Genomic DNA, 16,035 nt, shown 5'->3' with positions numbered 1-16,035 from the left:
GTTATACTTTCAGTTGTCTATAAATACCTTGTTCCAAAGATATGAAAGTTTCTGTTCTCGTCACCCCTTTTAACTTCTGAAGTTTGTTAAGAATCTGCATTAAATGGTCATTATCTTTACAAAGGACTTTTAAGAAAATTGTATAATTTCCGGTTGTATAGTGAGCTTCCACTACTTCATTAACATCATGCAAAGATTTTACAACTTCAGGATAATGGCTTGGCTGATCCAGAAATACACCGATATAAGAAATTACTTTATACCCGATTTTTTTTGGATTCAGGAAGGAAATCGAATTTTCGATCACTCCGGCATGTTCCAGTTTTTTAATCCTTTGATGTACTGCTGTTGTGGAAATCCCCACATTTTTTGAAATATGGGCTAAGGAAGTTTTAGCATTATCCATCAACATGTAAATGATTTCTTTGTCAATTGAATCTAAATGGTAGCTAGCATTGCTTGAATTTTTCATTCTCTACTTTTTTTATTATTTATGTTTTTTCTTTAAATTTTACAAAAACCGGAAAATGATCGCTATACCCGCCTAAATACCGTGTACCGGCATAAGTTCGGAAGGGTCGGCCTTCAAAATTCCTGGTTCGGCTGCTAATATTCTCAACGTTGAACACCTGTGCGCTTTGAAAATTCAAAACGTTATTATCAAAAAGAGATTTTGATAAGATGATCTGATCATACAGTAGCCCTGATTTATAATGAAAAGTAGAATAATTTCTGGTAAGGAACAACTCTTGAAAAGGGTTTATTAACACCTTCTCCTGATTGTTGTCATAGAGAATTTTCACTAAATTTTCATCATCTGGGTTCTCGTTAAAATCACCACACAAAACTACATGTTCTTTATCTGCATGTACAATATTCATAATCCGTTGCTGGATTTCATTAAGTATAAAGGTTCTTTTAGGCTTATTAACATCTTTTTCTCGCTTGGAGGGAAGATGGGCGATAAAGACATTAATAATTTCTCCTTTATATTTAACTTTTGAATAAAGTACGTCCCTAGTTGTGTCGTAATATTTTGTGTTTTTATTTGTAATTTCAAAGAAGAAGGTAATGGTTTCTGAATCTATTACTTCTACTTTACTCTTATCATATAACATGGCCACGTCTACCTTTCTTTCATCCATAGAATTATAATGAATAATTCCATATTCTGAATTAAAAGGTTCCATTTCCACAAGATCTTCCAGTACTTTCCTTCCGGAAACTTCGGATAATCCTATCATAAACGGTAACACTCCGTTTTCCTCCTTCATCAATTGAAAAACATGTGATATTTTGTAAAGCTTATTCCTGTATCTTTTCTCATCCCAATTTCTCAGGCCTGACCTCGTTGGATCCAATGGATGAACCGGTTTCGGATCAGGGAGAAATAAATTTTCAACATTATAAAAAGAGAACAGCTCCATCTACACACATTTCATTCTTAAATTTTTATACTTCAATTTCAGAGTGTAAATTTATTATTTTTTTTGAAATTTCATTAATTATTTTACAATATATTTAAATTAATTTCATACTCAAAACGTGAAATATTCCATTAAAATTATTATATATTATGAATTATGATAATGAAATTATTAATCATATTAAAAATACCATACTACAATACAAAATTAAAATAATATAGAATTTTTTAAATATTCTGTATAAAATTACTTTGCGAGAAGTATTGACACAAATAAATTACTCTAATATTTATTTAAAGCAATTATTATTCCATTTTTAAAAAAAAGTATTCAATCGATAAAAAAATAATCGATTTTTTTAACTTGAAAAAGTATTTTTAGAGTAAGTCGGGGCGTTTTTCTTTAGTAATTCTCATCGCTTCATCATGTCTCCATTCTTCAATGAGAGCAAAATTACCACTTAGTAAAACTTTAGGAATTCCTAATCCTTTATAATTTTCAGGTCTTGTATAAATGGGAGGCGACAAAAGATCATCTTGAAAACTGTCTGTCAATGCACTTTGTTCATCATTTAAAACACCCGGAATCAAGCGTATTACGGAATCTGCCAGAACGCAGGCAGCCAATTCACCTCCGGTAAGCACATAATCTCCGATTGATATTTCTTTGGTAATATGAAGGTCTCTCACCCTTTGGTCAATCCCTTTATAGTGACCGCACAAAAAGATCAGATTATTTTTAATAGAAAGCGTATTGGCTATTTTTTGGTTTAAAGTAATACCATCCGGAGTAAGATAAATTACTTCATCATAATCCCGCTGAGATTTAAGTTCCGAAATACATTTATCCAAGGGTTCAACCATCATCACCATTCCGGCTCCGCCTCCATAAGGTTCATCATCTATCTGTCTGTGCTTATTAATAGCCCAGTCTCTCAGCTGATGGAAATGAACTTCTACTACTCCTTTATCCACTGCTCTCTTCAAAATAGAAGTTTTGAACGGACTTTCCATTAATTCTGGAAGTACGCTTATAATATCAATTCTCATTGTAATGTTCCGTTTTTTTTGTTTGGCAAAATGATTAGTCTCAGAGAAGAGTCTTTGTTGAAATAGCTCCACATCCAGTTGAAAAAGACCGCAAGTTTATTTCTTACACTTAAAATAAGCATTAAATGTAGAAACATCCAGAAGTACCAGGCAAAGAATCCCTGGAACTTTACAAATGGTAAATCTACCACTGCCCTATGCTTACCGATAGTAGCCAAAGAGCCTTTGTCATCATATTCATATTCCTGCCAGTTTTCTCCGCTCTTCTTTAAAAGATTCTTTCCTAAATTTTTCGCCTGATTAATCGCTACGTTTGCAACCTGCGGATGACCTTGTGGATATTTAGGAGTCTCCATATAGGCAATATCTCCGATTGCATAAATATTATTGTAGCCTTTTATTGTATTGTATCGATCTACGATATATCTGTTTCTATTTAATTTTTCCGGAGAAAATCCATCTACGACATTCCCTGTAACTCCAGCAGCCCAAATTACATTATTGGAAGGAATCTCTTTACCGCTCTTCATGAATACCTTATCTCCGTCATATTCCGTAACCACTTCTCCACTTAGGAAAGTTACTCCCAAATCTTTAAGATACTGTTCAGATTTTTGCTGAGCTTCGGGACTCATTACGGCAAGCGGTTTTTCGGTGGAACTCACCAAGATGATTTTGAGCTGGTCAAAATTCATATAAGGATAATCTCTCGGCAGTATTTCTTTCTTCATTTCTGCAAACGCTCCTGCGAGTTCTACTCCTGTTGGTCCGCTTCCTACGATAACAATATTCCAATTTCCGCTGTCACTTCTGCTTTTTTCTATAATAAGCTTTTCGAAAGTCATCAACACATGATTTCGGATACTTATAGCTTCCTGGGTATTTTTCATCCCAAACGCCTTGCCTTCCAGATCTTTATTACCGAAGAAATTAGTTTTGCAGCCTGTTGCAATAATTAATTTATCATAGGTAAATTCCGCTTCATCAGTAATCACTTTATTGTTGGCAGGATCAATTTCTTTAACCTCTGTCAAACGAAACTGTGTATTTCTGGACTGTTGAAAAATCTTCCTGAAGGGAAAGGAAATATTAGATGGTTCTATCCTTCCACACGCCACCTGATAGAAAAGAGGCTGAAACATATGATGATTGACCCTATCGAGGACAATTACCTTTTTGTTCTTGTTATTCAATGTTTTTGCAAGCTGCAGCCCCGCAAATCCTCCTCCTATAATGATGATTTTTTCGCGTGTTTCCATAATAGACAAATTTACTGATTTTATTTAGCATTTAGTAGTGAAAAAAGTTAGTTTTGCAAAACTTTATGACACCGAAAAAGTACACCAAAAAAACTGCCAAAAAGGTTCATGGTACCCGGCGAAAAAATTATTTTTTCCGGCGAAAAGTGGTATTGGCAATTTTAATTTTGGCATTAATTGGGACTGGATTCTATTTAAAGCAGTCTGTAAGCTACTATTATGCATTATATTTCAATAAATTCTCGCATAAAAAACTTCACAATAATGAAGTTGAAACACTGAGAATTCAAAAAATACTTTCCCATAATCTTGATAAAACTTATGGGTTTGATATTTCACATTATCAAAATAAGGAAGATATCAATTGGGACAGCCTGAGTATCGGAAATAAAACCATTCCATTGGAATTTGTGGTGATGCGTGCCACCATGGGAAACCGAAACGCTGATAAACATTTTGGAGAATTCTGGGGACTGGCCAAAAAACATGACCTGATCCGCGGAGCTTATCATTTCTACAGAGCTGATGAAGATCCCGTGATTCAGGCCAATAATTTTCTGGAAAATGTAAAATTGGAAAGTGGAGATCTTCCCCCTATTTTAGATATTGAAAAGATCCCGAAACGTAAAACCAATAAAAAACTGATCGAGGATTTAAAGGTCTGGTGCAAGATTATAGAGGAGGCTTATGGTGAAAAACCAATTATTTATACCTACTACCATTATTATAAAGATTTCTTAAAAGGAGAATTTGATGATTATCCTTTGTGGCTGGCTAATTATAATGATGTTCCTACTCCATCACCGGACAGCAACTGGGATTTCTGGCAGTTTACTGAAAATGGAATTGTTCACGGCATCAACACCAAAGTAGATCTGGATATCTACAATGGGAGTGCGTGGTCTTTGAAAAGACTGACATTGGATTAGTCAGAAGAAATCAATCTGATATCTTCCTGCCTCCTTCTTTCATCCCAATCACTTCTCCAGGAACTTCAGAACATCTTCATTCAGCTCATCGGCATGTTCAAAAGAAATCATGTGGGTAGCATTTTTATAGATCTTAAGTTCAGCATGAGGTATCGATTTTGCTATCATTTCAGTATGATCCTGCTTTATTACATCTTTATCCCCTGCAATAACCAAGACCGGACTTTGTATTTTTGAAAGATCTTTTTTACTAATATGTGGCTCATTCAGCATAATCTCTACCAGCCTGCGTTCGTTGAATGTCCCTGACTTATTTTCTATGTTCAATACCAGAAGCTGATTTTTCATGCGGGAAATCAATCTTTCGTCAACACCTTCAGGAAAAGCATTAGCTCCTACAGTAATTAATTTATTAAGATTTTCAGGATATTTTAAAGCAAACTCAAGTCCTGTGATACCCCCATCACTCCATCCGACAATATTAATTTTATGAAGGTTCAGCTTGTCGGCCAGCGCTTTTACATCTTCAGCAAATTGTTTATAGGTAAAATCTTTTTCAGAAGTATCAGCACTTTTACCCTGCCCTCTGGTATCCACAGCAATCACTTTGAAATGTTTGGCAAGAACCGGGATCTGCTGGTAAAAATCCTGTATACTTCCTGAGTTGCCATGAAGAAGAAAAAGCGGTACTCCTTCACCGTAGACTTCATAATAAAGTTGGGTATCTTTCAATTGAAGATATGCCCCTGAAGACTCATTTTTCCCATATATAGAATTTTTTGATTCTACTTGATAGTGGGAAATATCAGAAACCATTTCCTCAAGATCATCTCCAAAGGCTGCGGTTTCATCTTTAGTATTTTTAGCACTTTTATCCACTTTCACATCTATATTAATAGCGGGTGCCGCCAGTGTCATTTTTTCCCAGTCTCCATAAAATTTTCTAAGAAATCCTGTTCTGAAAAGAGCTGCACTTATATTGACCTTCCCCTCAAACTCTTTCAAAAACTGAATTCCGATAAAGAATTTACCCTGAATCCAGATATTACGGTCATTGACATCAAGCGTATAAGTTCCGTCTTTGATCATATCTTCTGTAAGCTCCACTGTGATTTCTTCATCCAGAATATTTTTATCAGGAAATCCGTTTTTCTCACTATAAATACTATATCGCATCAAAACCGGCTTATCAGAAGTATAGCTAGCAATATTCAGGTTGATATTTTTAATCTTTGATCTTTTGCTGGCATTAAATTCCAATGCAGTTTCACCTAAAAAATCTTCTTTTTTGAATTTAGGATTAACGGAATACAGAACACTTTTCGTTCTGGTATTAACACCCCAGTTTTTATCAACCAGCTTTTTAACTTTAATATTGACCTCCTTTATATTTTTAACCTTTTCTTTTAAAAGTATTCGTTGCTGATCCTGTTTTCTGAAATTCTGAACGGTTTCAGTATAGAGTTCATAGCCAGGAACTTCTATTCTGAGTTTTCGGGAAGCATCCATTCCGGAAAGATCAATAGAGAAATTTCCTTTCTCATCGGAAACCGTTCCTGTATTCTCTTTTTCAATCCCAATTCTTACATAAGGAACCGGTTGGTTTTCAGCCTTGGAAACGACAGTTCCCGAAATGACCTGAGCATTGAAGCAGACTGCAGAGAAAAGCAGAAATAAAGTGTTGAGTTTTTTCATGGTAGAAATTTGAAGCAAAAATCTCTATTTCCCGTATCAAATACTCATAATAGCGTATTAAATTTAATTCTGTTTTAGTTAAAATTTAATTAAGACAATACTAAACCTGGATGAAAATTGTGAAAATTACTTAAAAGGCTTCCTCTGAATCCATTCCACTTTTGGATTAAGTGATGAAAATATTTTCCCCATGAATGGATTCAAGAGCATATTATTATGTTGTATCAATCCGAAAATTTCAACAGGTTCTGCACCGATGGTCGATTTTATTTCCAAAGCCGTTCTTCCAAAAATGATTCTTTTAAATTTGTTATTAACTGCAAATTCTACCATGTCTAAAAGCATATTGAGATACAACTGTTTTTCTTTTTGAATCTCCTTATCATACCCTAAGAAATAGGTGTCAATATCTTCATTATTGAGGATTAAAGTATAAAATCCTATCAGCTTCTCATCTGAAAAATATCCAAAGATTTTAAAATGTTGATCTATATTTTCTTTCATGCTTTGAAAATGATTTTCTGCAAGGAAAAAAGTATTAAAGGGAGCATTCTCGGCCACATTCTGATAGAGAATATTCATTTCATGCTGATATTTTTTTATATCATCAAAATTCATTTCATACCTTTCTATACCTTCAAATTTCTTTCGGGCAGAGCGGGCTCTGGTTCTGTATTTTTTAGAGAAATCATTTACATAATCTTCAAAAACATTCCAGCTGTCTTTTAATTTCAACATCATATTGGGCTGAACTGAAAACCTGAAATACGACTGATGATCTTTACCCTGAAAATAATTGATAAAATTGGTCTGATAATCTTTATAAATAATCAAAGAGGTTTTTCTGATCTCTGTCTGCATCTTCCTAACTGCCCTATCTAAAAGAGAAATAGTATCCTCCAGCATAATTTTAGAAGCATCAAAATAAAATCCATTTTGCCCCGTCAGCATATTATTCCCAAGGATCATTACATCTTTGCTGAATTTTCGGGCAAAAAAATTTCTGATACTACACCAAATTTCATTTTTCTGAAAACTCGCATGGTTCTGAAAATTTAAATATTGAAATAAAGCTCCACCAATCAAATCATTATCATTAAAAAAACCAACATAATAACATTCCATATTATCAGGTCTGGAAGATTCCAGGACATGAAAATATTCTGGAGAGAGCATAATATTCTTGTTTCCGATTACGGCATGCCACTGTAAGGGTAAATCCGAAACACTACTGTATATTTTTAAAGTATATGACATAAAAAAGGCCACAACTGCAGCCTTATCATTTAGATTGTTAGAATTTTATTTTTGTGTAACCCAATTAAAACCATCCGGAGCATACCAGCCACAGACAATGCCACCCATAATGGTAATCGTTATCGTCCAGTATGCCGTATTAATAAAGGTATATTTCCATGATTTCCTTTCAAACATTGCATTAATTGCCGTCAGTGGAAATACAAAGAAAACCCCGGCCATAAAACAATGCAAAGCACCATGACCAAAAGAACGATAGGCTGTTCCATAATCTTTCATGAAGGCAAAAAATGAAGGTTTTGCATTCGCTTCATCTCCACCAACCATTCCTAGGGCTCCAAGCTGATGTATTGTGATCATTTGCAGAAAAAAAGCAATCAGGAACGAGAGAATAAATGCGAAAACAAAGACAAATCCCATGTTTGATCCTTTCATCTTTTCTTCTGTTAATCCTACTTCCTGCATCCAGACAGTTCCGAAAAGTTTCGGATGATACCAGATAAATCCCATAATAAGCGGAACTAATGCGGCCACCGCAATAGCCAAAAAGTTAATTTGCATCATAGTTTTGTATTTTTAATGTATATGTCAAATTTACACTAAAAAACAATATAAAATAAGCTTTACATAAATTACAATCCGTTTTAACTAAAAATTAAAAACAAAATGGAATAAAATTCATTAAAACCCCAATACCAACTTGCATTTTAATGTTAATTATGAAAAATGGGTTATGCTTTAAAAGATCTTTATATAATAGTATTAATAAGTTTTAAGTGTTTACATTTTCGTATTTTTGCCGCTCAATTGAATTCTTAAATCAAACCATTAAATTCCAATGAATTACGTTTCTGTCGAAAACCTTACCAAATCTTATGGCATCAAAGTTTTGTTCGAAAATATCTCTTTCCATGTAAATGAAGGAGACAAAATAGCTATTGTTGCCAAAAACGGAAGCGGAAAATCTACTCTTCTTAAAATATTGATGGGCAAAGAAATTGCTGACAGCGGGACTGTAAACATCAACAAAGATATTCAGGTTGTTTTGTTTGATCAGGAAATTGATTTTGATTCTGACCTGACCATCGATGAATTTATGATGACTCTTGATTCTGCACCTATTCAGGCACTGAAAAATTATCATAAATCTCTTCTTTCTACAGATTATGATTTCATTGAAAAAGCTTTGGCTGAAATGGAAATTCATAAGGCCTGGGATCTGGAAAATGACATGAAACAAATTCTGTCTCAGTTGAAAATCACAGATCTTGATGCTAAAATGGGAACGCTTTCCGGAGGACAGATCAAACGTGTTGCACTGGCAAAATTATTGACAGAAACCAGAGCAGAACACAGACATACCCTTCTGATCATGGATGAACCTACCAACCACCTTGATGTGGAAATGGTAGAATGGCTGGAAAGTTATTTAAGTAAGGCTAAAATCACATTAATACTGGTAACCCACGACAGGTATTTCTTAGATGCAGTTTGTGGAATTATCTGGGAAATGGAAGATAAAAATCTGTATTTCCACAATGGTTCTTATGCGACTTATCTTGAAAACAAAATGATTCGTGAGGATAATATGAATTCTACCATCGACAAGGCCAATAATCTTTACAGGAAAGAACTGGAGTGGATGCGAAGACAGCCTAAAGCGAGAACTACAAAATCGAAATCCAGACAAGATGACTTTTACGAAACTGAAAAAATAGCCAAAACCGATACGAGAAAAGAATCTCTGGAGCTTGATTTCGAAATGAAAAGGCTTGGAAATAAAATCCTGGAACTTAGAGATATTTCTAAAAGTTATGGTGATAAATTATTATTAAAAGACTTCAGTTATCAGTTTCAGAGAGGTGAGAAAGTAGGAATTGTAGGAAAAAATGGCGCTGGAAAATCTACTTTATTAAATATTATCCAAGGACTTGAACCAAAAGATTCCGGAGAAATTGAAACTGGAGAAACCATCAAATTTGGTTACTTTTCACAAAAGGGACTTAAATATAAAGAAGACGAAAGGGTAATTGATTTCATTAAAGAAATTTCTGAAAACTTTCCTTTAGCAAACGGAAGAACGATCTCTGCATCACAGTTCTTAAGATTGTTTTTATTTGATGATCAAACCCAATATTCGCCGATTTCCAAATTGTCGGGAGGTGAAAAAAGAAGATTGCATTTGATGTATATTCTGTATCAAAATCCAAACTTTTTGATATTTGATGAACCTACCAATGACCTTGATCTTCCGACTTTAACAGTTTTGGAAAATTTCCTGCTGAACTTTCAGGGAAGTTTGATTATTGTTTCTCACGACAGGTATTTTATGGACCGTATTGTAGATCATATTTTGGCTTTTGAAGGGGATGGAAAAATAAAAGACTTTATTGGGAATTTCTCAGAATATAGAGAAAATTTAAAATTAGAGGAAAAAAATCCGAAAGCTGTCGTGGAGAAAAAAGTGGAAGCACCTGCTCCTGCTCCCGTTTCAACACCGCAGGCTCCCAAAAGAAAACTTTCTTTTAAAGAACAGCGAGAACTGGAAACTATTGATAAGGAAATCCCTGAGCTAGAGAAAAAACGTGCTGTTATCCTTGACCAGCTGAATAATGAAACTGAGTATGAGAAAGTAGCTAAACTTTCGGCTGAATTAGAGAGTATTTCGGGAAAATTAGAAGTTCACGAAATGAGATGGCTTGAACTACAGGAAGTTTTAGGCGAGGAATAATTCTATAATACATACAAAAAGCTTCAATTCTATTAAATGAAATTGAAGCTTTTTTATACTTATATGTTATACTAAATTCACAATCTTACCTTGCTGACTGCTTTCAATAGCTGCGTCAATAATTTTCATGTTCTGAATAACTTCTTTTCCCGGTGAAGGCAATGGATATCCGAAAACAATATGTTCGTAAATCTGCTGGTAATAATTCATATAATTTCCGGGCTCACTGGATGTTACTATTCTTTCTGTATCATTATTTTCATTCAGGAAATTTAAAATCCCATCAGACTCCGTCATTGGTTTTGTCCAGTCTTTTCCATAAACCGGGATAGAACCGGAAACTAATTCTGCTTCCTGGTTATCCGTTCTTTCCTGCAGAAAAGTTCCTTTGCTTCCATGAATTACATAAGCATAATGGGCTTCCTTGCTGAAAACAGAAGACTTCAGCCTCACTCTTATATTATTTTTATAAAACAAAAGAATTTCAAAATAATCGTTTGCAAAATCTGCTCCTTTCATGGAAAATACATCAGCAAAAAGCTTTTCCGGATACCCGAAATACTGCACGGCCTGATCTACCAGATGAGAGCCTAAATCATGAAGAGAACCGGAACCTGTCTGCTCAGGATTCTCTTTATGCTGCTTTCCACTGGGTTCAGTACGAAACCTGTCAAAACGGATCTCCGCTTCTTTGATCTCCCCTAGTTTTTTATCATTCAATATTTTTTGTACCTGCAGAAAATCACGATCAAATCTCCTATTTTGATAGACACTTAAGAAAAGTCCTTTTTGTTCTGCCAGTTTCACCAATTCTTCAGCTTCTTCAACATTAACGGTAAAAGGTTTTTCAACAATTATATTTTTCCCGGCTTCCAGCGCTCTTTTTGCATATTCAAAATGAGTCTGAACAGGTGTATTGATGACAACAACTTCTATATCTGCATTTTGAAGCATTTCTTCTACCGAGTGGTAAATCACAGCTTCCGGATATTTTTCTTTAGAATCTTCTTTACTTCTCTCCACTATGGCAGAAATAAAAAATCCGGGATGCTCCTTCAGAAAAGGGGCATGAAATATTTTCCCACTCATCCCAAAAGCACAAAGCCCAACTTTTACCAATTGCATATCTCTATTTTTTAACAAATATATTTATAAAAAAGTTTTTTAAAGGGCTGTAAATGGCTTTTTTACGTCGTTATTCTGCCATCTCTTAAAATATGATAAAAATCAGAGAATTATTCTTAATAATTCTAAATAAAACAAACCTTAATTCCTACTTTTGCACCTTATTTAAAACTGCTCTAAATAAGAATAAGATGAAAAGAAAAATTACTGCTTTAGGTTTATTAATGATTTCTGTGTCTTTTAGTGCACAAATGGGTCATAAGTCTGATAATGATACGATCAGAATTCAGACCATTGAGGATGTGAATCTTCATAAAACCGGAAATCCTAATAAAGCAACTCCATTATCTACAAAATCCAGCTTAACGGTAATGGAAAATCCTCAGCCTATTGCTATTGTAACCCATGAAGTTATTGAGCAGCAACAGGCAAAACAATTGAGTGATGTGATAAGGAATGTAAATGGTATTTACATAACTTCTGCAAGAGGAGGCTCACAGGATAGTTTTGGAGGAAGAGGATTTACTTTCGGTAATGACAATACTTTTAAAAACGGAGCAAGAGTAAACAGCGGTGTTTTCCCTGAAGTAAGCAGTCTTGAACGAGTGGAAGTTCTGAAAGGTGCAAATGCAATGTTATATGGTAACGTTGGTCCCGGAGGAATTATAAATCTTATTACCAAAAAACCGAGATTCGATTTTGGAGGTTCTGTTGGGTTCAACGCAGGAAGCTGGAATTCTTATAAACCAATGATTGATATTTATGGCCCTTTAAGCAAGAACATTGCTTTCAGAATGAACGGGACCTATGAATACGCAGAGAGTTTCAGAGATTTAGTAAAGTCTCAAAAAAATTATTTCAATCCTTCATTCCTTTTTAACCTTAGCGAAAATACACAGCTTATTGTAGAAGGTGATTATATGTACCAGCATTTCACTCCTGATTTTGGAGTAGGAAGTGTGGTAGATGAAGCTACCGGAATTTCAAGATTAGCTACAGAAATAGACAGAAAACAATTTTTAGGAGCTAGCTGGCAGTATCAAACGAATCAGCAGGCAACAACAGATGTTGTTTTAAATCATAAATTCAGCAGCAAATGGAGCTTAAATGCTGTTGCTTCTTATCAAAATTATACGAAAGATTATTTTTCTACGGAAAGAACGACCTGGACTTATAATTCAGCAAAAAACAATTTCAGCCCAGTATGGACGAGGCCATTGGGAAGAAGCTACACAGAACAAAACTATACTTCATTACAGATTAATTTAAATGGAGAATTTAAAACCGGGACCATCAACCATAAAGTATTAATTGGTACAGACGGTGACTATGGACTGGCAGATACGTATGCTTATAAATTTACAAATCCTGCGGCTAGCAGTTTCGGATCTATCTATCTGGATAAACCATCTTCTACATGGACCAATGATGGGGCTATGCCGGATACCTACAGATCATCAAGAAACAGAATTGCAACAAAAAGATTCGGTTTATATGTGCAGGACCTTATCAATATTACAAAGGAATTTAAAGTATTAGCCGGTGTCAGATGGTCTTATATTAAAAATGACGATACAAAAGTTAGAGATTTTATCACTAACCTTGACACTGAAACAGCTAAGAGTGGTGCACAGGATCATGCATTTTCACCAAAAATAGGATTAATTTACAATCCTAATGACAACTTGTCTGTTTTTGCAACGTACACCAACTCATTTACACCTAATGCAGGGTTTGACGAATTTGATCATTCTCTGAAAGCATCTACTGTAGATCAATATGAAGTAGGGATTAAAAAAAATCTATGGAATAATGCAATTGCCGTAAACTTAACAGCTTACCAAATCAATAATACCAATGCCTACACAGCTCCTTACCTTCCAAGCGGAGCGCTCGCATTATACAGAGTATATGCCGGAAATATTAGAAGCAGAGGAGTTGAACTGGATATTACCGGTAATCCAATGAAGAATCTATCTTTAATAGGAGGTGCATCTTATAATAATGCGGTCTATACCAAAACGCCTGATAATGGTTTTGTTGAAGACCAAAGACTGGTAAGAACTCCTGCATTCACAGCAAATGCGTCCGCATTCTATACCTTTACAACTTTTGCAAAAGGACTTAAATTGGGAGCTACCGCATTTTATACCGGTGATAGAAAAGCGGGATGGAATGATGTGAAAGGTCAGAAACAAGTGACCAGAATGATTGATGTAAAAGGCTTTACGACAGTAGATATCAGTGTAGGATATGGCTGGAGCAGATTCTCAATTCAAGGAAAAGTGGGTAACTTATTTGACGTTCTTAGTTACAACGTTCACGAAAACTATTCTGTAAACCCTATTACGCCTAGAAACTATTATTTTACGCTTACTTATAAATTGTAGCATTAAATACGATTAATAATTTTTCAATTAAAAGTGGAAGTTGCATTTTTGCAGTTTCCACTTTTTACAATTAAGATAAAACAATAAGATATGGATAAGATTAAAGACACGAGAACTTTCATGAGAATTACACACCGTTATCTGGGATATTTCCTGGCGGGGATTATGGCAGTATATGCCTTAAGCGGAGTTTTACTGATTTACCGGGACACTGACTTCTTAAAAAACGAAAAAAAGTACGAAAAAACAATTGAGAAGAACCTTTCAGAAAAAGAATTAGGGAAAGAATTAAAGATTAAAAACCTTGAAATAGAAAAAACTGAAGGTGACATTGTACATTTCAAACAGGGCACATATAATCTGACTACCGGAAAAGCCGATTATGCTAAAAAAGAATTGCCTTTTTTACTGGACAAAATGACTAAACTTCACAAAGCACAGTCAAAAGATACCTTATCTCCTCTTAACGCTTTCTTTGGTTTTGCGCTGTTTTTCTTTGTGATTTCAAGCTTCTGGATGTTTAATCCTAAAACCAAAGCATTTAAGCGCGGGATGGTATTTACGATTGCCGGGCTGGTGGTTTCCATCATTCTTTTGCTTATTTAATTTTATAGAATAGATAATTAAAAGCCGATATTTTCACTATTCTTCATTCGTCCCAATTTAACATTAATTTAGAAAAATTAAGTAAAAATAAGTATTCTGGCACATTTATTGATTTTCACCAGTTATAGAATAATAAGCATTAATTATTAAAATTATAAATTATGAAAAAACTAATTCTAGCAGGAATAATAGCAGTAGCTGGTTTAACTACAACTGCAAACGCTCAAATTCAAAAAGGTAACTGGATGGTAGGTAGCAGCATTGTTGCAAGTAATTTTGGATTAAATACAGGTGGTGGATATAATATTTCATTACAGCCAAAAGCAGCTTACTTTATTGAAGATAATGTAGCTGTTGGTGGATATGTTGATTTAGGATTTAATAAGGTTGCAAAAGGATCTCCTACAAACTTTGTTTACAAAGTAGGTGCTTTAGGACGTTATTATGTATCACCGGGAGAGAAAGGTGTGGATAATTTATTAAACCACGGACGTTGGTTCTTCGAAGGTAATGTTGGTGTTGGAGGAACTTCTACTGAAGGAGGAAACTCTACCACAGGTTTAGACTTCGGTGCAGGTCCTGGATACTCTTATTTCATCACTCCAAACATCGGTGTTGAAGGTCTTGTAAAATACAATGGTGTTGCAGGTTTCGGAAGCGAAGGTTTGACTTCTTCCCTTACATTTAACGTAGGATTTAGTATCTATTTACCAACTTCTAAAGGTAAGCAGGTTATCAACGACGTAAAGTAATCACCATTACGAATCACATTTACACATATAGTTTAAATGAAAGCGCCTCGAAAATATATTTCGAGGCGCTTTTCGTACAAATTAAAACTAAACTATAAAAAATCAAATAAATCATGTATTAGGTTGTGGAGTATATCTCAGATAAGGTTTTATTTCTGTAACTCCTTTAGGAAATATTTTTCTTGCATCTTCCGTAGAAATGGCTGGCGGTATGATAACATCATCTCCGTCTCTCCAGTTTACCGGTGTTGCAATTTTGTGTGAGTCTACCAATTGCAGAGAATCAAGCACTCGTAATATTTCATCAAAATTTCTTCCGGTTGAAGCAGGATAGGTAATAATCAATCTTACTTTTTTCTCCGGGTCTATAATCAATAAAGAACGCACCGTGGCTGTTGCTGAAGCATTAGGATGAATAAAATCATATAATTCAGAAACCTTTCTGTCTTTATCTGCAATAATAGGAAATGATACTTCTGTCTGCTGGGTTTCATTGATATCTTTAATCCAGTTTTGATGATCCTCTACTCCATCTACACTTAAAGCAATAACCTTTGTTCCTCTTTTGTCAAATTCCGGCTTTAGTTTTGAAGTATATCCCAATTCTGTAGTGCATACTGGCGTATAATCTGCAGGATGAGAAAATAAAATACCCCAGGAATCTCCCAGATACTGATGAAAATTAATATCACCTAAAGTTGATTCTGCCTGAAAATTGGGTGCTGTATCTCCTAGTTTAATTGACATAATATTGCGCTCTTATTAGTCTACAAATTTAGTAGACTTTTTCGAACTGGCAAATTATTTTGTGAAAA

At 34.6% G+C, this 16,035-nt stretch carries 14 protein-coding genes; 5 read left to right on the top strand and 9 right to left on the bottom strand.

Annotated features, from left to right (window positions below):
- Nucleotide 1: 1 nt before the first annotated feature.
- The 4 genes from SB679_RS14860 to SB679_RS14845 form a co-directional block, all read right to left on the bottom strand.
- A complete protein-coding gene (locus tag SB679_RS14860; RefSeq protein ID WP_034715028.1) occupies nt 2-472 on the bottom strand; it encodes an Lrp/AsnC ligand binding domain-containing protein in 471 nt (156 codons plus the stop codon).
- A 19-nt stretch (nt 473-491) separates the two neighbouring features.
- Nucleotides 492-1,427, bottom strand: coding sequence for an endonuclease (locus SB679_RS14855; RefSeq protein ID WP_410703068.1), 936 nt, complete (start codon nt 1,425-1,427; stop codon nt 492-494).
- Nucleotides 1,428-1,804: 377 nt separating this feature from the next.
- The gene (gene trmD / locus SB679_RS14850) at nt 1,805-2,476 is read right to left on the bottom strand and encodes a tRNA (guanosine(37)-N1)-methyltransferase TrmD (protein ID WP_410703067.1); all 672 of its coding nucleotides are present in this window, start codon (nt 2,474-2,476) and stop codon (nt 1,805-1,807) included.
- A complete protein-coding gene (locus tag SB679_RS14845; protein WP_410703066.1) occupies nt 2,473-3,735 on the bottom strand; it encodes an NAD(P)/FAD-dependent oxidoreductase in 1,263 nt (420 codons plus the stop codon). The genes trmD and SB679_RS14845 overlap by 4 nt, the downstream gene beginning before the upstream one ends.
- A 65-nt stretch (nt 3,736-3,800) precedes the next feature.
- Here SB679_RS14845 and SB679_RS14840 point away from each other — a divergent pair, with 65 nt between their 5' ends.
- Complete coding sequence (locus tag SB679_RS14840; RefSeq protein WP_410703065.1) at nt 3,801-4,664, top strand: glycoside hydrolase family 25 protein; 864 nt, start codon at nt 3,801-3,803, stop codon at nt 4,662-4,664.
- A gap of 48 nt (nt 4,665-4,712) precedes the next feature.
- Here SB679_RS14840 and SB679_RS14835 read toward each other — a convergent pair whose 3' ends face one another.
- From SB679_RS14835 to SB679_RS14825, 3 genes are all read right to left on the bottom strand, one after another.
- Entirely contained in the window at nt 4,713-6,359 is a 1,647-nt protein-coding gene (locus SB679_RS14835; protein WP_410703064.1) for an alpha/beta fold hydrolase, read from the bottom strand.
- A 126-nt stretch (nt 6,360-6,485) separates the two neighbouring features.
- Nucleotides 6,486-7,535 carry an 8-amino-7-oxononanoate synthase gene (locus tag SB679_RS14830; RefSeq protein WP_410703063.1) on the bottom strand — a complete coding sequence of 350 codons (1,050 nt, stop codon included), beginning with the start codon at nt 7,533-7,535 and terminating at the stop codon, nt 6,486-6,488.
- Nucleotides 7,536-7,661: 126 nt separating this feature from the next.
- Nucleotides 7,662-8,180, bottom strand: a complete 519-nt coding sequence (locus SB679_RS14825) for a DUF1761 domain-containing protein (RefSeq protein WP_410703062.1) — start codon at nt 8,178-8,180, stop codon at nt 7,662-7,664.
- A gap of 274 nt (nt 8,181-8,454) precedes the next feature.
- Here SB679_RS14825 and SB679_RS14820 point away from each other — a divergent pair, with 274 nt between their 5' ends.
- Nucleotides 8,455-10,347 carry an ABC-F family ATP-binding cassette domain-containing protein gene (locus SB679_RS14820; protein WP_410703061.1) on the top strand — a complete coding sequence of 631 codons (1,893 nt, stop codon included), beginning with the start codon at nt 8,455-8,457 and terminating at the stop codon, nt 10,345-10,347.
- Between the two features lie 66 nt (nt 10,348-10,413).
- Here SB679_RS14820 and SB679_RS14815 read toward each other — a convergent pair whose 3' ends face one another.
- Nucleotides 10,414-11,472 (bottom strand): Gfo/Idh/MocA family oxidoreductase, encoded by a 1,059-nt coding sequence (locus SB679_RS14815; protein ID WP_410703060.1) that lies wholly within the window; start codon nt 11,470-11,472, stop codon nt 10,414-10,416.
- Nucleotides 11,473-11,663: 191 nt separating this feature from the next.
- Here SB679_RS14815 and SB679_RS14810 point away from each other — a divergent pair, with 191 nt between their 5' ends.
- The 3 genes from SB679_RS14810 (at nt 11,664) to SB679_RS14800 (ending at nt 15,220) form a co-directional block, all read left to right on the top strand.
- Complete coding sequence (locus SB679_RS14810; RefSeq protein WP_410703059.1) at nt 11,664-13,862, top strand: TonB-dependent siderophore receptor; 2,199 nt, start codon at nt 11,664-11,666, stop codon at nt 13,860-13,862.
- 90 nt (nt 13,863-13,952) lie between these two features.
- Nucleotides 13,953-14,468, top strand: coding sequence for a hypothetical protein (locus SB679_RS14805; protein WP_410703058.1), 516 nt, complete (start codon nt 13,953-13,955; stop codon nt 14,466-14,468).
- 161 nt (nt 14,469-14,629) lie between these two features.
- Nucleotides 14,630-15,220: a hypothetical protein gene (locus SB679_RS14800; protein ID WP_410703057.1), complete on the top strand. Its 591-nt coding sequence runs from the start codon at nt 14,630-14,632 to the stop codon at nt 15,218-15,220.
- Nucleotides 15,221-15,331: 111 nt separating this feature from the next.
- Here the strand turns inward: SB679_RS14800 and SB679_RS14795 are convergent, their stop codons facing one another.
- Complete coding sequence (locus tag SB679_RS14795; protein WP_410703056.1) at nt 15,332-15,967, bottom strand: peroxiredoxin; 636 nt, start codon at nt 15,965-15,967, stop codon at nt 15,332-15,334.
- Nucleotides 15,968-16,035 lie beyond the last annotated feature (68 nt).

It is taken from the genome of Chryseobacterium sp. SIMBA_029 (genome assembly GCF_046535275.1).
Taxonomy (GTDB): Bacteria; Bacteroidota; Bacteroidia; order Flavobacteriales; family Weeksellaceae; genus Chryseobacterium.
The sequence above is the reverse complement of the archived record's forward strand: the minus strand, read 5'-3'. Positions and strand labels throughout refer to the sequence as shown.

What these genes read in the sequence shown, in the direction of transcription:
- SB679_RS14830 (WP_410703063.1), bottom strand. Translation starts at nt 7,535, where the DNA reads ATGCTCTCTCCAGAATATTTTCATGTCCTGGAATCTTCCAGACCTGAT.
- SB679_RS14835 (WP_410703064.1), bottom strand. Translation starts at nt 6,359, where the DNA reads ATGAAAAAACTCAACACTTTATTTCTGCTTTTCTCTGCAGTCTGCTTC.
- SB679_RS14860 (WP_034715028.1), bottom strand. Translation starts at nt 472, where the DNA reads ATGAAAAATTCAAGCAATGCTAGCTACCATTTAGATTCAATTGACAAA.
- SB679_RS14795 (WP_410703056.1), bottom strand. Translation starts at nt 15,967, where the DNA reads ATGTCAATTAAACTAGGAGATACAGCACCCAATTTTCAGGCAGAATCA.
- SB679_RS14855 (WP_410703068.1), bottom strand. Translation starts at nt 1,427, where the DNA reads ATGGAGCTGTTCTCTTTTTATAATGTTGAAAATTTATTTCTCCCTGAT.
- trmD (WP_410703067.1), bottom strand. Translation starts at nt 2,476, where the DNA reads ATGAGAATTGATATTATAAGCGTACTTCCAGAATTAATGGAAAGTCCG.
- SB679_RS14805 (WP_410703058.1), top strand. Translation starts at nt 13,953, where the DNA reads ATGGATAAGATTAAAGACACGAGAACTTTCATGAGAATTACACACCGT.
- SB679_RS14810 (WP_410703059.1), top strand. Translation starts at nt 11,664, where the DNA reads ATGAAAAGAAAAATTACTGCTTTAGGTTTATTAATGATTTCTGTGTCT.
- SB679_RS14825 (WP_410703062.1), bottom strand. Translation starts at nt 8,180, where the DNA reads ATGATGCAAATTAACTTTTTGGCTATTGCGGTGGCCGCATTAGTTCCG.
- SB679_RS14845 (WP_410703066.1), bottom strand. Translation starts at nt 3,735, where the DNA reads ATGGAAACACGCGAAAAAATCATCATTATAGGAGGAGGATTTGCGGGG.
- SB679_RS14840 (WP_410703065.1), top strand. Translation starts at nt 3,801, where the DNA reads ATGACACCGAAAAAGTACACCAAAAAAACTGCCAAAAAGGTTCATGGT.
- SB679_RS14800 (WP_410703057.1), top strand. Translation starts at nt 14,630, where the DNA reads ATGAAAAAACTAATTCTAGCAGGAATAATAGCAGTAGCTGGTTTAACT.
- SB679_RS14820 (WP_410703061.1), top strand. Translation starts at nt 8,455, where the DNA reads ATGAATTACGTTTCTGTCGAAAACCTTACCAAATCTTATGGCATCAAA.
- SB679_RS14815 (WP_410703060.1), bottom strand. Translation starts at nt 11,472, where the DNA reads ATGCAATTGGTAAAAGTTGGGCTTTGTGCTTTTGGGATGAGTGGGAAA.